12 protein-coding genes are annotated in these 16300 nt (G+C 57.6%); 9 read left to right on the forward strand and 3 right to left on the reverse strand.

Annotated elements, in window-relative coordinates; all coding sequences use genetic code 11:
- Nucleotides 1-71 precede the first annotated feature (71 nt).
- The 4 genes from KDX37_RS16490 (at nucleotide 72) to KDX37_RS16505 (ending at nucleotide 5711) form a co-directional block, all read left to right on the forward strand.
- Nucleotides 72-2453 carry a PAS domain-containing protein gene (locus KDX37_RS16490; RefSeq protein ID WP_231653789.1) on the forward strand — a complete coding sequence of 794 codons (2382 nt, stop codon included), beginning with the start codon at nucleotides 72-74 and terminating at the stop codon, nucleotides 2451-2453.
- A 231-nt stretch (nucleotides 2454-2684) separates the two neighbouring features.
- Nucleotides 2685-4010, forward strand: a complete 1326-nt coding sequence (locus KDX37_RS16495; protein WP_231653745.1) for an MFS transporter — start codon at nucleotides 2685-2687, stop codon at nucleotides 4008-4010.
- Between the two features lie 424 nt (nucleotides 4011-4434).
- Complete coding sequence (locus tag KDX37_RS16500; RefSeq protein ID WP_231653746.1) at nucleotides 4435-4947, forward strand: hypothetical protein; 513 nt, start codon at nucleotides 4435-4437, stop codon at nucleotides 4945-4947.
- 140 nt (nucleotides 4948-5087) lie between these two features.
- The gene (locus KDX37_RS16505; RefSeq protein WP_231653747.1) at nucleotides 5088-5711 is read left to right on the forward strand and encodes a flavin reductase family protein; all 624 of its coding nucleotides are present in this window, start codon (nucleotides 5088-5090) and stop codon (nucleotides 5709-5711) included.
- Here the strand turns inward: KDX37_RS16505 and KDX37_RS16510 are convergent, their stop codons facing one another.
- Nucleotides 5712-5948: a hypothetical protein gene (locus KDX37_RS16510; protein ID WP_231653748.1), complete on the reverse strand. Its 237-nt coding sequence runs from the start codon at nucleotides 5946-5948 to the stop codon at nucleotides 5712-5714. It abuts the gene before it with no gap.
- 205 nt (nucleotides 5949-6153) lie between these two features.
- On the opposite strand from KDX37_RS16510, the gene KDX37_RS16515 reads away from it, so the two are divergent.
- Together KDX37_RS16515 and KDX37_RS16520 are read left to right on the forward strand one after the other, a co-directional pair.
- Entirely contained in the window at nucleotides 6154-6324 is a 171-nt protein-coding gene (locus KDX37_RS16515) for a hypothetical protein (protein ID WP_231653749.1), read from the forward strand.
- A 129-nt stretch (nucleotides 6325-6453) separates the two neighbouring features.
- On the forward strand, nucleotides 6454-7950 hold the full coding sequence (locus KDX37_RS16520) for an MDR family MFS transporter (protein WP_231653750.1): 1497 nt from the start codon (nucleotides 6454-6456) through the stop codon (nucleotides 7948-7950).
- A gap of 36 nt (nucleotides 7951-7986) precedes the next feature.
- Here the strand turns inward: KDX37_RS16520 and KDX37_RS16525 are convergent, their stop codons facing one another.
- Together KDX37_RS16525 and KDX37_RS16530 are read right to left on the reverse strand one after the other, a co-directional pair.
- The gene (locus tag KDX37_RS16525; protein WP_231653751.1) at nucleotides 7987-9123 is read right to left on the reverse strand and encodes a DUF3396 domain-containing protein; all 1137 of its coding nucleotides are present in this window, start codon (nucleotides 9121-9123) and stop codon (nucleotides 7987-7989) included.
- Between the two features lie 414 nt (nucleotides 9124-9537).
- The gene (locus KDX37_RS16530; RefSeq protein ID WP_231653752.1) at nucleotides 9538-10233 is read right to left on the reverse strand and encodes a TetR family transcriptional regulator; all 696 of its coding nucleotides are present in this window, start codon (nucleotides 10231-10233) and stop codon (nucleotides 9538-9540) included.
- Between the two features lie 254 nt (nucleotides 10234-10487).
- On the opposite strand from KDX37_RS16530, the gene KDX37_RS16535 reads away from it, so the two are divergent.
- From KDX37_RS16535 to adeC, 3 genes are read left to right on the forward strand one after another with little or no spacing between them, the layout of a single operon-like run.
- Nucleotides 10488-11648, forward strand: coding sequence for an efflux RND transporter periplasmic adaptor subunit (locus KDX37_RS16535; RefSeq protein WP_231653753.1), 1161 nt, complete (start codon nucleotides 10488-10490; stop codon nucleotides 11646-11648).
- A gap of 3 nt (nucleotides 11649-11651) precedes the next feature.
- Nucleotides 11652-14786: an efflux RND transporter permease subunit gene (locus tag KDX37_RS16540; RefSeq protein ID WP_231653754.1), complete on the forward strand. Its 3135-nt coding sequence runs from the start codon at nucleotides 11652-11654 to the stop codon at nucleotides 14784-14786.
- Nucleotides 14783-16243 (forward strand): AdeC/AdeK/OprM family multidrug efflux complex outer membrane factor, encoded by a 1461-nt coding sequence (gene adeC, locus KDX37_RS16545; RefSeq protein ID WP_231653755.1) that lies wholly within the window; start codon nucleotides 14783-14785, stop codon nucleotides 16241-16243. The genes KDX37_RS16540 and adeC overlap by 4 nt, the downstream gene beginning before the upstream one ends.
- The last annotated feature ends 57 nt before the right edge of the window (nucleotides 16244-16300 follow it).

Consider the following 16300-nt stretch of genomic DNA (forward strand, 5'->3'; position numbering starts at 1 on the left):
TTGGCAGTTCGAAAAATGGGGCATTTTCTACCGTGAATACTCCCCTCGATCTCCAACTGGGCGGCGGCGACATGGGCCAGTTCATCCGAGAGACAGACTGGTCGACGTCTGTTCTGGGACCGAAGCAAGCCTGGCCTTTGGCACTGCTGTCGTCCATGAATTTGATGCTCAACTGCCCAGACAGCATGTACTTGCTCTGGGGCAAGGATTTCACACTGTTCTTCAACGACGCCTATCGCGCCGTGCTACCCGTTGCCGCCTCAAAAGCACAGGGCCAGCCCATCGGTTCCGTGTGGGGTGATGCGTGGGAAGACGTTCGCTACCTGGCTGAGCGCGCGCTCGCTGGAGAGAGCTGTCGCTCTGACAATATTCAACGCATCGTTGATCGTAACGGCAAGCCCGAGCAGACTTGGTGGTCGCTGTCCTACTCACCACTATTCGGCGATACCAGCCTGATCGAAGGCGTGTTCTGCCGGGTCAATGAAACCACCGCGCAGGTCCTGGCCGAGGCACGACATAACGAAACCGAGGCGTTCACCGACCGCGTCCTGTCGAGCATCAATGACTGCATCAAAGTGCTCGATCTGGACTCGCGGCTGACGTTCATGAGTGACGGCGGCCAACGCATCATGGAAGTCAGTGACTTCAATGCCATTCGCGGCTGTCCGTGGCCGGACTTCTGGCAGAACCAGGGCAATCTGGACGCCAGGGCGGCTGTCGAAGCGGCTCGCATGGGCAGGAATGCCAGTTTCATGGGTTCGGCACAGACCATGGCGGGCAATCTGAAATGGTGGCATGTGCAAGTCAGCCCCATTTTTGGCCACGACGGAAAACCGGAAAAAATCCTCTGCGTTTCTCGTGACATGACCCAGCTCAGAGACGCAGAAGAAGCCCTTCGCACCCTTAATGAAACCCTCGAACAGCGCGTAGTAGAACGGACTCAGGACCGCGACCGCATATGGCGGCTTTCGACCGACCTGATGCTGGTGGCAAAATTTGACGGCACAATATCAGCCGTTAACCCGGCCTGGACTCAGGCACTGGGCTGGTCAGAAGACCAATTGCTGGAAAGCCAGTTTCTGCAACTGGTGCACCCTGAGGATGTGCAAAGCACCTTAGGGGCGATGAGCGGCCTGGAAAATGGCAAGAACATTCCTCATTTCAAGAACCGTTACCGCCATATCGATGGCTCGTACAGGACTATTTCCTGGACAGCGGTACCGGACAAGCAATTCATCCACGCGGTGGGACGTGACATTCAGGCAGAAGAAGAAGCCAATGAAGCGCTGAGGCTGTCGCAGGAGGCCCTGCATCAAGCCCAGAAACTGGAAGCTATCGGCCAATTGACCGGCGGCGTGGCGCATGACTTCAATAATTTGCTGACAGTTATTCGCTCTTGCAGCGACCTCCTCAAGCCAGCAGACCTGGACGAAGCGCGGCGCATCAAATACGTCGAAGCTATCTCGAGCACGGTGGACCGCGCTGCCCGCCTGACTGGACAGCTGCTGGCGTTTGCACGCAGACAGGCCTTGCAGCCTGAAGTATTTGATGTGGGCGAAAGCGTGGCGCGCATTGGCGAGATGATGGACACCCTCACCGGCTCGCGTGTTCAGGTCCACATAGAGGTACCCGATGAGCCCTGCTATATATTCGCTGATGGCAGCCAGTTCGACACCGCGCTGGTCAATATGGTGGTCAATGCCCGCGACGCGATGGCGGGCAGCGGCCTTCTGACCATCAAGGTTGAACGCTCGGGGAGACCATGCACCGAGCTCGCGCCTGCACTCACCGAGGGCGAATATGTCACGGTGTCGCTGACCGACACCGGCTCTGGCATCGCCAAAGACAAACTCAGCGCGATCTTCGAACCGTTTTACACCACCAAAAGTGTGGGGCAAGGCACTGGCCTAGGCCTGTCGCAGGTGTTCGGATTCGCCAAGCAGTCGGGCGGCGAAGTGTTCGTCGAGAGCGAACTGGGCAGTGGCAGCCGTTTTACACTGTGCCTGCCCAGCGCGCATGAACATGACGTCATCCCTGAAAACAAAACCCGCACCCTGGTTGAGCAGGCAGGGTTGTGCGTATTGATGGTCGAAGACAACCAGGACATTGGTACCTATACCCGCCCCATGCTTGAACAACTGGGTTTCCAGGTGTGCTGGGTCACGAGCGGCAGTGAAGCGCTGCAAGAGCTTTCCGGCAATCCTGAGCGCTTTCACGTGGTGTTTTCCGACATCGCCATGCCAGGCATGAGCGGTATCGAGTTATGTGCCGAGATCGAATCGCGCCACCCCTGGATGCCAGTAGTGCTGACCACGGGCTACAGCGACGAATTCGCCCACTTCGCGCAAGACGATACGTATCGCTTCGATCTGCTGCAAAAGCCCTACTCGATGGAAGACCTGACAGCCATTCTGCACAAGGCGGTATGCCGCAACACGGTGCAGAACGCCTGAGAACGCCGCTTGCCTGTTGAAGAGGCTCACCCGTCGAGAGGTGTTTCAGCCTTCTGCGCCCTGCCATCGGCAATAATCCGCTCATTCAAAAGCCTTCGATGAGCGGATTGTCGCTCATAAAAATTGATTAACCCCTCTAGATCAAGCCTCTCTGGTGTGGCACAGCTCCTGCTATGTAAGGAGCCAGGGCCTCGATGCCTCCTTCTAAAAATAATGAAAGAAAGGAACACCATGGAAATTTCCAATCCCCTTGCGAAAGGTTCGGCGGGCGCACCTGCCGCCGAGAAAACCACTTCCAGCCGTCTAAAGTCCATTTTCAGTGGCTCGGTCGGCAACATGGTCGAGTGGTATGACTGGTACGTCTACGCTGCATTCTCCCTGTACTTCGCAAAAGCCTTTTTCCCCAAAGGCGACACCACCGCCCAATTGCTCAACACCGCTGCCATTTTCGCCGTCGGCTTCCTGATGCGTCCGATCGGTGGTTGGCTGATGGGGCTTTACGCTGACTATAAAGGCCGCAAGGCTGCGCTGATGGCCTCGGTACTGTTGATGTGCTTCGGCTCGCTGATCATTGCACTGACGCCTGGCTATGAAAGCATCGGCGTCGGCGCGCCGATTCTGCTGGTCTTTGCCCGCCTTTTGCAGGGCTTGTCGGTAGGTGGCGAATACGGTACCTCGGCGACCTACTTGAGTGAAATGGCAACCAAGGAGCGTCGCGGCTTCTTCTCGAGTTTTCAGTACGTAACACTGATCTCCGGCCAGCTCATCGCACTGGGCGTACTGATCGTGCTGCAGCAGACTCTCACCACTGAGCAGCTGTATGCCTGGGGCTGGCGTATCCCATTTGTGATCGGTGCGCTGTGCGCAGTGGTTGCACTGTTCCTGCGTCGCGGGATGGAAGAAACCGAATCGTTTACTCGCAAGAAAAAAGAAAAGGCCAAGGAAAGCCTGATGCGCACGTTGATGCGTCATCCAAAGGAACTGATGACCGTGGTCGGCCTGACCATGGGCGGCACGCTGGCGTTCTACACCTACACCACCTACATGCAGAAGTATCTGGTGAACACCGTAGGCATGAGCATTACTGATTCGACGAGCATTTCGGCAGCGACCCTGTTTCTGTTCATGATGCTGCAACCGGTAATTGGCGCCCTCTCCGACAAGATCGGACGGCGTCCCATTCTGATCGCGTTCGGCGTTCTGGGCACGCTTTGCACGGTGCCAATCCTTACGACTCTGCACACCATCCAGACCTGGTGGGGTGCGTTCTTCCTGATCATGGCGGCGCTGATCATCGTCAGCGGTTACACATCGATCAACGCCGTGGTGAAGGCCGAGTTGTTTCCGACTGAAATCCGCGCACTGGGCGTAGGCCTGCCGTACGCGCTGACCGTATCGATCTTCGGCGGCACGGCTGAATACATCGCGTTGTGGTTCAAGAGTATTGGCATGGAGACCGGCTACTACTGGTACGTCACTGCCTGTATCGCCTGCTCGCTACTGGTGTACGTATTCATGAAAGACACTCGAACCCATTCGCGAATCGAAACCGACTGATCCTGCGCTTCACAAGGTCAAAAAGGCAGCCAGCGGTCAGGGCTGCCTTTTTTCATACCTATCATTCGAGCATGCCAGCAATGCTGTTCGCCTCGCGCGGCAGTGATAACGACGCTGATGAGGAATCATCCTCACGTGTAACCGAGCGTTTCAAACTGGTGCGGTTTCTTTCCCGTTTTTTGACATAAGCCTATGAATCAACTTTGTATTTATTTTGTCAAGAGGCTTTGTTACGGGAAATTTCACGATTTGCACCGACATGACGCGTTTACCTCCAAAAGGCCCGAAAACAGAGCGCTGTGGCTTACTATCATTTTCAGCGATGGTCGCTAGCAATCCTATTAACTTCTTAATAATTACCCAGCGCGTAGCATTGCCTCCATACCGGGATGACATCTCACCCCAACAAATTGGAGACACTCTCATGAAAACCACCAAATTGATCTTCGGCCTCACATTCTCTGTTCTAGCTTCCAGCGCGTTTGCACTGCCAGCCGTCACTACCGCTCAGGACCTGTCCCACGCAACCATCGTTGCAGAAGGCGGCACCAAGCACACCAACGTTGGTTCGATCCGCGTAGCTGCTGATGGCGCTGACCGCGTAGGTCCAAACCGTCAGGCTGCCGGTGGTGCTGATCACGTCGGTGCAAACCGCCTGGCCGCTGATGGCGCTGACCGCGTAGGTCCAAACCGTCAGGCTGCAGACGGCGCTGACCACGTCGGTGCAAACCGGCTGGCTGCTGATGGTGCGGATCGCGTAGGTCCAAACCGTCAGGCTGCAGACGGTGCTGACCACGTCGGTGCAAACCGTCTGGCTGCTGATGGTGCGGATCGCGTAGGCGCAAATCGTCAAGCTGCCGATGGTGCTGACCACGTCGGTGCAAACCGTCTGGCTGCTGATGGTGCGGATCACGTAGGCGCAAATCGTCTGGGCTGATTGTCAGACCGTATGACCCCAAGCCCGGCGTATGCCGGGCTTGTCAGTTTCGGGGTGAAACACATGACACGCTGGCATCAGTTGGCGATGCAAAGCACTATGTGCCTATCTACTGTCATTGAGTTCATCAGGAATCGAGCATGTCAGACGCAATTCACTCCTACGAACCTTCCAAAGGTCACGGCCTGCCGCATGACCCGTTCAACGCGATTGTAGGCCCGCGCCCTATTGGCTGGATTTCATCTCAGGACGCCAACGGCAAGCTGAATCTGGCGCCTTACAGCTTTTTCAACGCATTCAATTATATTCCGCCGATCATTGGCTTTTGCAGCGTCGGTCGTAAAGACAGCCTTAATAACATCGAGCAGACCGGGGAGTTCGTCTGGAACCTGGCCACACGCTCACTCGCCGAGGCAATGAACCAGAGCTGTGCGCCAGTGGCACCGGACGTCAGCGAGTTCGAGCTGGCAAACCTGACGCCACTGGCCTCTGACATCGTCGCGGTGCCCAGGGTGCTGGAAACCCCGGTCTCGTTCGAATGCAAGGTGACGCAAATCATCCAGTTGCAACGCGCAGACAAGGAGCTGGTCCCAAGCTGGTTGATTCTGGGAGAAGTCGTCGCCGTGCACATCGCTAAATGGTTACTCAAGGATGGCGTCTACGACACTGCGGCCGCTGAGCCGATTCTGCGCGGCGGCGGCCCGGCAGACTACTTCCAGCTGGGCCCGGAAGCCTTGTTCAAAATGCACAGGCCCACATCCTGATCAAGCAGCGCCCCACACCAGCTCGCCTTCGGCGTCGACACTGGCCAGCCGCTCCAGCTCTTGAGTAGCAGCCAGGTCGGCTTCGTGGGCGGTCTTGAATGTTTCACCGGGCAGTACCGGATGAAACCGCGGCGCACCGCCAGCCCGAGCTTTAACGGCAACGGCCGCGCGGTAGCCCTGCTCACCCGGTATCACGGCCGAAACCGCCTCGAACTCGTCGTACTCTTTGCGCGCCATCAGTATTGAACCCTGCCAATAAAATCAAAAAAGGATCTTAGCCTGTCCGGCTGATGGTGTGTTGCCGACCGGCATGACGCTCTGGCGCGCCAGGTTACGACAGTAGATCACTGATGACCGCGCTTGCCTCACACGCACCCATTCCTTGTCCTACACTTCAATCAGTCCTTTCAAACTGCTCTGTAGCTGAAGTAAGGAGTGCGTCATGAAAGTAAAAACAAAAAAATGCGCGGCTGTTATCGGTTTTCTCGCTGTACTGGGTCTCTATGCCACCGGCGCCTACCGCAATGAACTGACACGACAGGCGCCCACCGTGGCCAGTTGCTCGTTCGGCCACTGTGTACCCACCGATGCAACGTTCAGCGCATTGCGATGATCATCGACCTGCGGGCATGATCACAGCAATCGAATAAAGGCAGCTATCGATTAGCAAGCTATCGGATTAGACTGGCCACACTCTTCCCGCCACGCTTCGGGCGGGTCAACACGGCCATCAGGTTTTGCCTTGACCAGTCTAAATCAAACACCTCCCGCCATTCGCAGCATCCTGTTTGCGCTGATGATGGCTGTGCTGCTCAGCGCGCTGGACCAGACCATTGTTGCGGTCTCGATGCCAGCCATCTCCGCCCAATTCAAGGACATCGACCTGCTTGCCTGGGTCATATCGGCCTACATGGTTTCGCTGACCGTGGCAGTACCGATCTACGGCAAGCTCGGCGACTTGTACGGGCGACGCAAGCTGATGCTGTTTGGCCTGGGCCTGTTCACGCTGGCGTCACTGTTCTGCGCGCTTGCACAAAGCATGGAGCAACTGGTGCTGGCTCGCGTACTACAGGGCATTGGTGCGGGAGGGATGGTATCGGTCAGTCAGGCAATCGTTGCCGACATTGTCCCGCCAAGAGAACGCGGACGCTATCAGGGCTATTTCAGCAGTATGTACGCAGTCGCCAGCGTTGCAGGTCCGGTATTGGGGGGGCTGATGACGGAATACCTGTCGTGGCGATGGGTATTTCTGATCAACCTGCCACTGGGTGCACTGGCGTTGATTGTTGCATATCGCACCCTAAACGGCCTGCCGGTTCCGCAACGCAAGCCGATCATCGACTACCTGGGCACGGTGCTGATGATCATTGGCCTTACGGCTCTTTTGCTGGGCATCACTGAAATCGGTCAGGGCCATGGCCTCGATGATCGAGAAGTTCAGTTGTTACTGGCGATCGCACTTTTTACGCTGGCGATATTCGTCTGGTGCGAACGACGTGCTCCCGAGCCTCTGCTGCCCATGCACCTGTTCGCCAACCGCAGTGCTGTGCTGTGCTGGTGCACCGTTTTTTTCACCAGTTTTCAGGCCATCTCGCTGATCGTTCTGATGCCGCTGCGTTACCAGACAGTGACCGGCGGTGGAGCCGACAGCGCTGCGCTGCACCTGCTCCCACTGGCCATCGGCATGCCCATGGGCGCGTATTTCGCCGGACGGCGCACGGCATCGACAGGGCGCTACAAACCATTGATCGCAACCGGTGCGCTGCTTATGCCCATCGCTATTGCAGGCATGGCCTTCACACCACCTCAGTCATTAGTGCTGATGAGCCTGTTCATGGTTCTGACCGGCATCGCGACCGGCATGCAGTTCCCGACATCACTGGTGGGGACGCAGAACTCGGTCGACGTGAAAGAAATGGGCGTGGCGACCAGTACCACCAACCTGTTCCGTTCGCTGGGCGGCGCAGTCGGAGTTGCCCTGATGTCCGCCCTACTGCTGGCGATGCTGCAGCACACCGGCGTCGGGCAACTCGGTGCAGGTGCCATCGGCCATGAAGCGGGCTCAGGAAATGTGTTGCTCGACAGCCTCAACGCCACCACCGGCCCGGCGCTGGACACTCTGCGCGCAGAGCTTGCCTTGACGTTCAAGCACCTGCTGCTGACCAGTGCTGCAATCTCTCTGTTCGGTCTGGCCGCAGCATGGGCGATGCCCAATAACCTGTTGCGCGGGCGGGGATAAAACACCCCAAGGCCGGTCCCCACATCGGATTTCGGCTCAGTCAGGGGCCTGGTTTGCCCAGAACCACTGGGTACGCTTGCCTCTGATGTGCTCGAAGGCAGGCATGGTTTCGCCCTCGTCGAACAAACGCCGGGAGCGTGCCAGCGCATTGCTGAACCAGTAGCCCGCACGGGGGCAAGGCTTCCCTCCGTCCACCGGTGGTTGGTCTTTTTCGTCGAAACGCGCGAACCACTGCGCGGTAGTGTGCTTGTTGAAGCCTGCACCCGGCGGCAGATAAGGATGAAGATTGCCCGTGTCCTGCAAACGGACCGGTTTGATCACCCGATTGACGGCTCTGTAAGGAGAGAAGTCAGCCCTTTCGATGCTGCCAAGTTCCGGTACGTCCCCCGCCCTGATCATCAATCCGCTGGTATAACTGTGAAACACGATGTCGCTGTGCGCGCTCAACTCGCCCCGCAATCGGTCGCTGCCTCCCAGCCGTCTGACAAACGTGTCACCGAGGACCGTATACCAACCAACACCCTTGATTCGGTCCAGTAATCTCAAGCTCTCTATATGCGGACCCGGATCGACAATCAGGCCGATGTAGCGCTGCGCCAGCTGGAATTCCCACGACAGGTACTGGTGGCCGTCGCAGGGCAGCACGCATGCCAGCCCACCAAAACCATGCTCGGCATTTACCTCACTGCTGAGATAGCGAATCCACGCCTCGTATTTTTTCAACCCTCCGGGCTCGACCAGGTACGACCAGGGCAACACCATCTTCAGACACGAGCGATCATTTTCGGCCTGCCCCTCGGCAGTGTTCATCACAAACAGGCTATACGTTGCGACTTCAGCCTGCGTGGCACTGGAAATTGACCAGACAAACTGATCTTCCGGACAGCTATGCACGATGTGACGCCTGCACGAGGCGAACCCGGACGGCGTCAACCGGCGCATCCGCTTGTACAGCTGCCATTTCAGCATCGGCTTGAAGGTCTCGTAGAAGCGTGCAAAGCAGGCTTCTACGCGGCGTTTGACATCCGGTGTATGACCCTGTCGAAAATACAACGTGGTGATCAGCCCCAGGCGCACGATAGGCATGCCCAGTGCTGAATCCACGGCGATGCGTTCCGATTGACGTTCAAGTCGGTTCAACGAGCTCACCATGGCAGTCGCGTTGTCCGCCATCAGTTGCCCACCTCGCGGTTGCATGAAGTAAACACGCTGTTCGCTTGAGCAGAATTCAAACTCGATAACGCAGCGTCTACCCTTGAAACGCCTGGCGAATCGCCGCAACCGTCCATCTCCCGGTCAGCTTCAGGATTGCCTTTGATTTTAGGGCACACAGGCGCACGACTCGACGCAAACATGCAATCTCCCCTTCCTTTTGTCGATTAGGGGGAGAAGAGTGAAGGGAGTTTTCCAGCGGATCAATACACGCAAATTAGTTTGGGAAATCAGCTACATGTATCCGGAAATGTCCTACCGGGATCCTACAATTTCAGGCCAAACCGTCAAAAAATTTGACGCCGCCGAGCGGCATTAACCAGTCCTGGCCTAAACAAACGGTAAACTTTATGGCGCTCCAACATTAAATTAACGTCAGTTACGCTCGTCAGGAACTGCTGAGCGATACGATAGGTCATTTACCGGGTTGGCCGCGTATGGGCTCCGCAAAGACGGACTGAAGCGCAGCATGTCCAGACAGACGTCGACAAGCCGCTCAGCTTCGCCTGGCAGTGAAAAACTCTCGGGAACCAGTAACCACTGGTGGATGAAACCGTTGATATAGGAAAAAAGAGCAACCGCAGCACGAGCAGTGTCCAGATTGGCTGGCAGCTGTTCCCTGCGAACCGCATTGGTCAGGCCTCTGCGGATCCGGTCGTGGCAGTGAACGGTGTTGTCCTGGCGTTGACGACGAAAATCACACATTTCGTCAGTAAACTCGCATTTGTGAAAAAGAATCTCATTGATGCGGCGAGTCTTCGGGTCGAGTGCGAGCTGATGAAAGAGATGAACCAAGAGATTTTTCATGCAACCCAATGGGTCCTGCTCTTCCTCGCTCTGGCTGGCTTCGGCCATTTCGTCCAGCGGTTCCTGCAGGCTGTCGAGCATTGCCTGCACCAGTTCGGCTTTATTGTTGAAGTGCCAATAAATGGCACCTCGTGTCACACCCGCCAACGTCGCGATTTCAGCCAGCGTCGTACGGGCAACGCCCCGGTCGTAAAAAGCCTGTTCAGCAGCCTCCAGAATCTGGATTCGGGTGATCTGAGCTTCCTCTTTGGTGCGACGAACCATGGCAATAAAACCTCAAAATGTTTCCTTCAGGCGTGTGTTGCATCAAATGCCTGGAGATTTGACCGGGCGGCAGTTGTGTCGCCTTGTCCCGAACCCGCTTTATACCCCCTGAATAGTGGCTGAATGCACACTGGAGGTATTTACAAACAACCGTGAATGTAAGTATATTCCTTAGCATGCTACTTATCTAGCCGTAATATTTTTTTACATTTCAATTTCTGCTCAGTTATCAGGCTCCTGCCCCGAGGATCTTCATGCAATTCAAGCCAGCTGTTACCGTTCTGGTCACTGCCGTCGCCCTGGCAACTCTGCTCAGTGGCTGCGGCAAGAAGGAACAAGCGGCGCCGCCCGCTCAAACCCCTCAGGTCGGCGTCGTCACTCTCAAAGCCCAGCCTTACACCCTGACCACCGAACTGCCAGGCCGCACTACGGCGTTCCGTGCAGCCGAAGTCCGACCGCAGGTCAACGGCATCATCCTCAAGCGCCTGTTCACTGAAGGGGCCGACGTCAAAGCTGGCCAGCAGCTGTATCAGATCGATCCAGCGGTCTATGAAGCCAATGCCAACAGTGCCAAGGCGACGTTGCAGTCTGCCAAGTCGATGTCCGACCGCTATAAACAACTGGTCAGCGAACAGGCAGTGAGCCGCCAGGAATACGACACAGCACTGGCTTCGACTCAGGAAGCACAGGCTGCGCTGCAGACCGCCCAGATCAACCTGCGGTATACCAAGGTTCTTGCGCCGATCTCGGGCCGCATTGGACGCTCGGCCGTTACCGAAGGTGCTCTGGTGAGCAGCGCCCAGGCAGATGCAATGGCGACCATCCAGCAGCTCGATCCAATCTACGTGGACGTGGTCCAGTCCTCGGTAGACATGCTCAAGCTGCGCGCAGATCTGGAGAGCGGCAAGCTGCAGAAGGCAGGCGACAACGCCGCCATGGTCAAGCTGACCCTGGAAGACAACAGCACCTACGCACAGGAAGGCAAGCTCGAATTCTCCGAAGTCTCGGTTGACCAGACCACCGGCTCCGTGACGCTGCGTGCGGTGTTCCCGAACCCTGAACACCGCCTGCTGCCGGGCATGTTTGTCCACGCCAAGCTGCAGGCCGGTGTATCCGCCAAGGCCATTCTGGCACCTCAGCAGGGCGTGACACGCGACCTCAAAGGCACCCCGACTGCGCTGATCGTCAATCAGGACAACAAGGTTGAGCTGCGCACGCTGGTAGCCAACCGTACCGTCGGCTCTGACTGGTTGATTGAAGACGGCCTGAAAGAAGGTGATCGCATCATTACCGAAGGCTTGCAGTACGTTCGCCCTGGCGCTGAAGTAAAAGTCGCCGAAGCAACCAATGTCAAAGGAGCTAACCCGGCGCCTGCCCCGGCCACTGATAAAGCCGCAGGCAGCAAAGGGGAGTAACCCATGTCGAAATTTTTTATCGATCGCCCCATTTTCGCGTGGGTTATTGCCCTCGTGATCATGCTGGTCGGCGCGCTGTCCATTTCCAGCCTGCCGATCAACCAGTACCCGAGCATTGCGCCGCCAGCGATTGGCATTCAAGTGACCTACCCAGGCGCCTCTGCACAGACCGTGCAGGACACCGTGGTTCAGGTGATTGAACAGCAGCTCAACGGTATCGACAATCTGCGTTATGTGAGTTCGGAAAGTAACTCCGACGGCAGCATGACCATCACCGCAACGTTCAATCAGGGCACCAACCCCGATACTGCACAGGTTCAGGTTCAGAACAAACTCAACCTGGCCACGCCACTGTTGCCGCAGGAAGTGCAGCAACAGGGTATCCGCGTGACCAAGGCAGTGAAGAACTTCCTGATGGTGATCGGCCTGGTGTCCGAAGATGGCAGCATGGGCAAGGAAGACTTGGCCAACTACATCGTGTCGAACATGCAGGACCCGATTTCCCGTACCTCCGGTGTGGGTGACTTCCAGGTTTTCGGTTCGCAGTACGCCATGCGTATCTGGCTGGACCCGGCCAAGCTGAACAACTTTCAGCTGACGCCAGTCGATGTGAGAAACGCGATCACCGCGCAGAACGTTCAAGTGTCTTCCGGTCAATTGGGCGGCCTGCCGTCCATCAGCGGCCAGCAACTGAACGCCACCATCATTGGCAAGACTCGGCTGCAGACAGCTGAGCAGTTCGGCAACATTTTCCTCAAGGTCAACACCGACGGCTCGCAGGTTCGCCTGAAAGACGTCGCCACCGTGGGCCTGGGTGCGGAAAACTACAGCACTGACTCACAATTCGACGGCAAGCCTGCCTCGGGTCTGGCGATCAAGCTGGCAACAGGCGCCAACGCTCTGGACACCGCCAAGGCGATCCGCGCGACCGTTGCGTCGCTGGAGCCGTTCTTCCCGCCTGGCATGAAAGTCGTGTTCCCGTATGACACCACTCCGGTCGTCAGTGAATCGATCTCAGGCGTGGTTCACACGCTCGGCGAAGCGATCGTACTGGTGTTCCTGGTGATGTACCTGTTCCTGCAGAACTTCCGCGCCACGGTCATCACGACTCTGACGGTTCCGGTGGTGTTGCTGGGTACGTTCGGCATCCTGGCCGCCTTCGGTTTCACCATCAACACATTGACGATGTTCGGCATGGTACTGGCCATCGGTTTGCTGGTGGACGATGCCATCGTCGTGGTGGAAAACGTCGAACGGGTGATGGAGGAAGAGAAGCTGTCGCCTCGAGATGCGACCATCAAGTCGATGGTGCAAATCCAGGGTGCTCTGGTCGGTATCGCACTGGTGCTGTCGGCGGTGCTGTTGCCGATGGCATTCTTCGGCGGCTCCACAGGCGTGATCTACAAGCAGTTCTCGATCACCATCGTATCGGCCATGGCCCTCTCGGTTGTGGTGGCGTTGATCTTCACCCCTGCCCTTTGCGCCACCATGCTCAAGCCGATCGACCCCAAGACCCACGGTAAACCCAAGCGCGGCTTCTTCGGCTGGTTCAACCGCACCTTCGATCGCAGCGTTCAAAGCTACGAGCGCGGTGTGGGCAACATGCTCAAGCATAAATGGCCAGCCTATCTGGGCTATATCCTGATCTGCGCAGGCATGGTCTGGATGTTCATGCGGATTCCGGCTGCGTTCCTGCCAGAAGAAGATCAGGGCGTCATCTTTGCCCAGATTCAGACGCCAGCAGGTTCCTCGACGGCGCGTACGCAAGAAGTCATCGACAACATGCGCAACTACCTGCTGACCGAAGAAAAAGATGCGGTGAAGTCGGTCTTCTCGGTAAACGGCTTCAACTTCGCTGGCCGTGGCCAGAGCTCGGCGATCGCCTTCGTCATGCTCAAGCCGTGGGAAGAGCGTAACGCGCACAACAGCGTATTCGAGCTGGCCAAGCGAGCGCAGGCGCACTTCTTCAGCTTCCGCGATGCCATGGTGTTCGCTGTGGTTCCGCCGTCGGTACTCGAACTGGGTAACGCCACCGGTTTTGACGTTTACCTGCAAGATCAGGGCGGTGTGGGTCACACCAAGCTGATGGAAGCCCGTAACCAGTTCCTCGGCATGGCCGCCCAGAGCAAGATCCTGGCAGGCGTGCGCCCGAACGGCCTGAACGACGAGCCACAGTACCAGTTGATCATCGACGACGAGCGCGCCAGTGCGCAGGGCATCACGTTGTCGGATATCAACAACACGTTGTCCATCGCACTGGGCGGTAGCTACGTCAACGACTTCATTGATCGCGGTCGCGTGAAGAAAGTTTACATCCAGGGTGACGCCGGGGCGCGTATGACCCCGGAAGACCTGAAGAAGTGGTATGTGCGCAACAGCTCGGGCGAGATGGTGCCGTTCTCGGCATTCGCCAGCGGCAAGTGGGTCTTCGGCTCGCCGAAACTGTCGCGCTACAACGGCGTGGGCGCAGAGGAAATCCTCGGTACTCCGGCACCTGGCTACAGCACCGGCGACGCGATGGCTGAAGTGGAAGCGCTAGCCAAGAAACTGCCGCAGGGCGTTGGTATCTCGTGGACCGGTCTGTCTTACGAGGAACGTCTGTCCGGCTCGCAAGCGCCTGCGCTGTACGCGTTGTCGCTGCTGGTGGTCTTCCTCTGTCTGGCAGCGCTGTACGAGAGCTGGTCGATTCCGATTGCCGTCGTACTCGTGGTACCACTGGGTGTCATCGGTGCATTGATGGCGACCAGCCTGCGAGGTCTGTCCAACGACGTGTTCTTCCAGGTGGGGCTTCTGGTGACGGTGGGTCTGGCCGCGAAAAACGCCATTCTTATCGTCGAGTTTGCCAAAGAGTTGCACGAACAGGGCAAGAGCCTGGCCGACGCAGCGATTGAAGCCTGCCGCATGCGTCTGCGTCCGATCGTGATGACGTCCATGGCGTTCATCTTGGGCGTTGTCCCGCTGGCGATCTCTACGGGCGCAGGTTCGGGCAGTCAGCACTCGATCGGTACCGGCGTGATCGGCGGTATGATCACCGCTGTTATCCTCGCGATCTTCTGGGTACCTTTGTTCTTCGTCTCGGTCTCGGCGCTCTTCAAGGGCAAGCAGAAACCTATTAAACATGATGAGGCTGGCCAATGAGCAAGTCACTGATCTCTCTGGCAGTCGCCGCGTTCGTGCTCGGCGGTTGCTCTTTGATCCCCGAGTACAAGCAACCGGAGGCTCCGATTGCCGCTCAATACCCGCAAGGCCCGGCGTACGCGCCGGCCGAAGCGGCCAAAATGGCAGCAGCCGAGCAAGGCTGGCGCGAATTCTTTCGTGACCCGGCGCTGCAGCGTCTGATCCAGACCGCGCTGGTCAACAACCGCGACCTTCGGGTCGCTGCGTTGAACATTGACGCTTACCGTGCGCAGTACCGCATCCAGCGCGCAGACCTGCTGCCTGCTGTTTCGGCAAACGGCAGCGGCAGCCGTCAGCGTGTACCTGGCGACCAGACCCAGACAGGTCAGTCGGCCATCACCAGCAGCTATTCAGCGACATTGGGCGTCAGCGCCTATGAGCTGGATCTGTTCGGTCGTGTACGCAGCCTCAGCGAACAGGCGCTGGAGACTTACTTCTCCAGCGAGGAAGCACGTCGCAGCACGCAGATCAGCCTGGTCGCCAACGTGGCCAACGCCTATCTGACCTGGCAGGCCGACAAGGAACTGCTCAAGCTGACGCAAGACACGCTCAAGACTTACGAAGAGAGCTTCCGCCTGACATCGCGCAGTAATGAAGTCGGTGTTTCTTCGGCACTGGACCTGAGTCAGTCGCGTACCGCCGTCGAAAGCGCGCGCGCCCGTCTGGCGCAATACCAGCGTCTGGTCGCACAGGATCAGAACGGTCTGGTGTTGTTGCTGGGCACAGGCTTGCCTGACAACCTGCCAGCCAGCCAGCTTCTTGCTTCCGACATGCTGACCGAGATGCCGGCAGGTCTGCCGTCCGACTTGCTGCAACGTCGTCCGGACATCCTGCAAGCCGAGCATACGCTCAAGGCCGCCAACGCCAACATCGGGGCAGCACGTGCAGCATTCTTCCCAAGCATCAGTCTGACGGCGAGTGCGGGCACCGGCAGCAGCGAGTTGTCAGGCCTGTTCAAGGGCGGATCGAGGACCTGGCTGTTCCAGCCAAGCATCAATATCCCGATCTTTAACGCAGGCAGCCTGCGCGCCAGTCTGGATTACTCCAAGATCCAGAAAGAAATCAGCGTCGCCAACTACGAGAAAGCGATTCAGACCGCTTTCCAGGAAGTGTCCGACGGGCTGGCCTCACGCAAGACCTACGACGAGCAGCTCCAGGCGCAACGTGACTTCGTCACCGCCAACCAGGACTACTACCGTCTGGCCGAGCGTCGTTACCGCATCGGGATCGACAGCAACCTGACCTTCCTCGATGCACAACGCTCGCTGTTCAGCGCACAGCAAACGCTGATCACTGATCGACTGGCCCAGCTCAACAGCGAGGTCAATCTCTACAAGGCCCTCGGCGGCGGCTGGTACGAGACAACAGGCCAGACCGAAACCATCTCCAAAGAGAAGCCTTCGGTTCAGCTGTTCTGATCGCAGCGCTCATAAAAAACCCACCTTACGGTGGGTTTTTTTTGCCCTGCAAATGAG

This window comes from Pseudomonas californiensis, from assembly GCF_021147775.1.
In the GTDB taxonomy this organism is placed as follows: Bacteria; Pseudomonadota; Gammaproteobacteria; order Pseudomonadales; family Pseudomonadaceae; genus Aquipseudomonas; species Aquipseudomonas californiensis.

Coding starts and splice junctions, on each gene's coding strand:
- adeC (WP_231653755.1), top strand. CDS start 14,783: ATGAGCAAGTCACTGATCTCTCTGGCAGTCGCCGCGTTCGTGCTCGGC.
- KDX37_RS16525 (WP_231653751.1), bottom strand. CDS start 9,123: ATGGCGGACAACGCGACTGCCATGGTGAGCTCGTTGAACCGACTTGAA.
- KDX37_RS16540 (WP_231653754.1), top strand. CDS start 11,652: ATGTCGAAATTTTTTATCGATCGCCCCATTTTCGCGTGGGTTATTGCC.
- KDX37_RS16490 (WP_231653789.1), top strand. CDS start 72: ATGGGCCAGTTCATCCGAGAGACAGACTGGTCGACGTCTGTTCTGGGA.
- KDX37_RS16495 (WP_231653745.1), top strand. CDS start 2,685: ATGGAAATTTCCAATCCCCTTGCGAAAGGTTCGGCGGGCGCACCTGCC.
- KDX37_RS16515 (WP_231653749.1), top strand. CDS start 6,154: ATGAAAGTAAAAACAAAAAAATGCGCGGCTGTTATCGGTTTTCTCGCT.
- KDX37_RS16530 (WP_231653752.1), bottom strand. CDS start 10,233: ATGGTTCGTCGCACCAAAGAGGAAGCTCAGATCACCCGAATCCAGATT.
- KDX37_RS16510 (WP_231653748.1), bottom strand. CDS start 5,948: ATGGCGCGCAAAGAGTACGACGAGTTCGAGGCGGTTTCGGCCGTGATA.
- KDX37_RS16505 (WP_231653747.1), top strand. CDS start 5,088: ATGTCAGACGCAATTCACTCCTACGAACCTTCCAAAGGTCACGGCCTG.
- KDX37_RS16500 (WP_231653746.1), top strand. CDS start 4,435: ATGAAAACCACCAAATTGATCTTCGGCCTCACATTCTCTGTTCTAGCT.
- KDX37_RS16535 (WP_231653753.1), top strand. CDS start 10,488: ATGCAATTCAAGCCAGCTGTTACCGTTCTGGTCACTGCCGTCGCCCTG.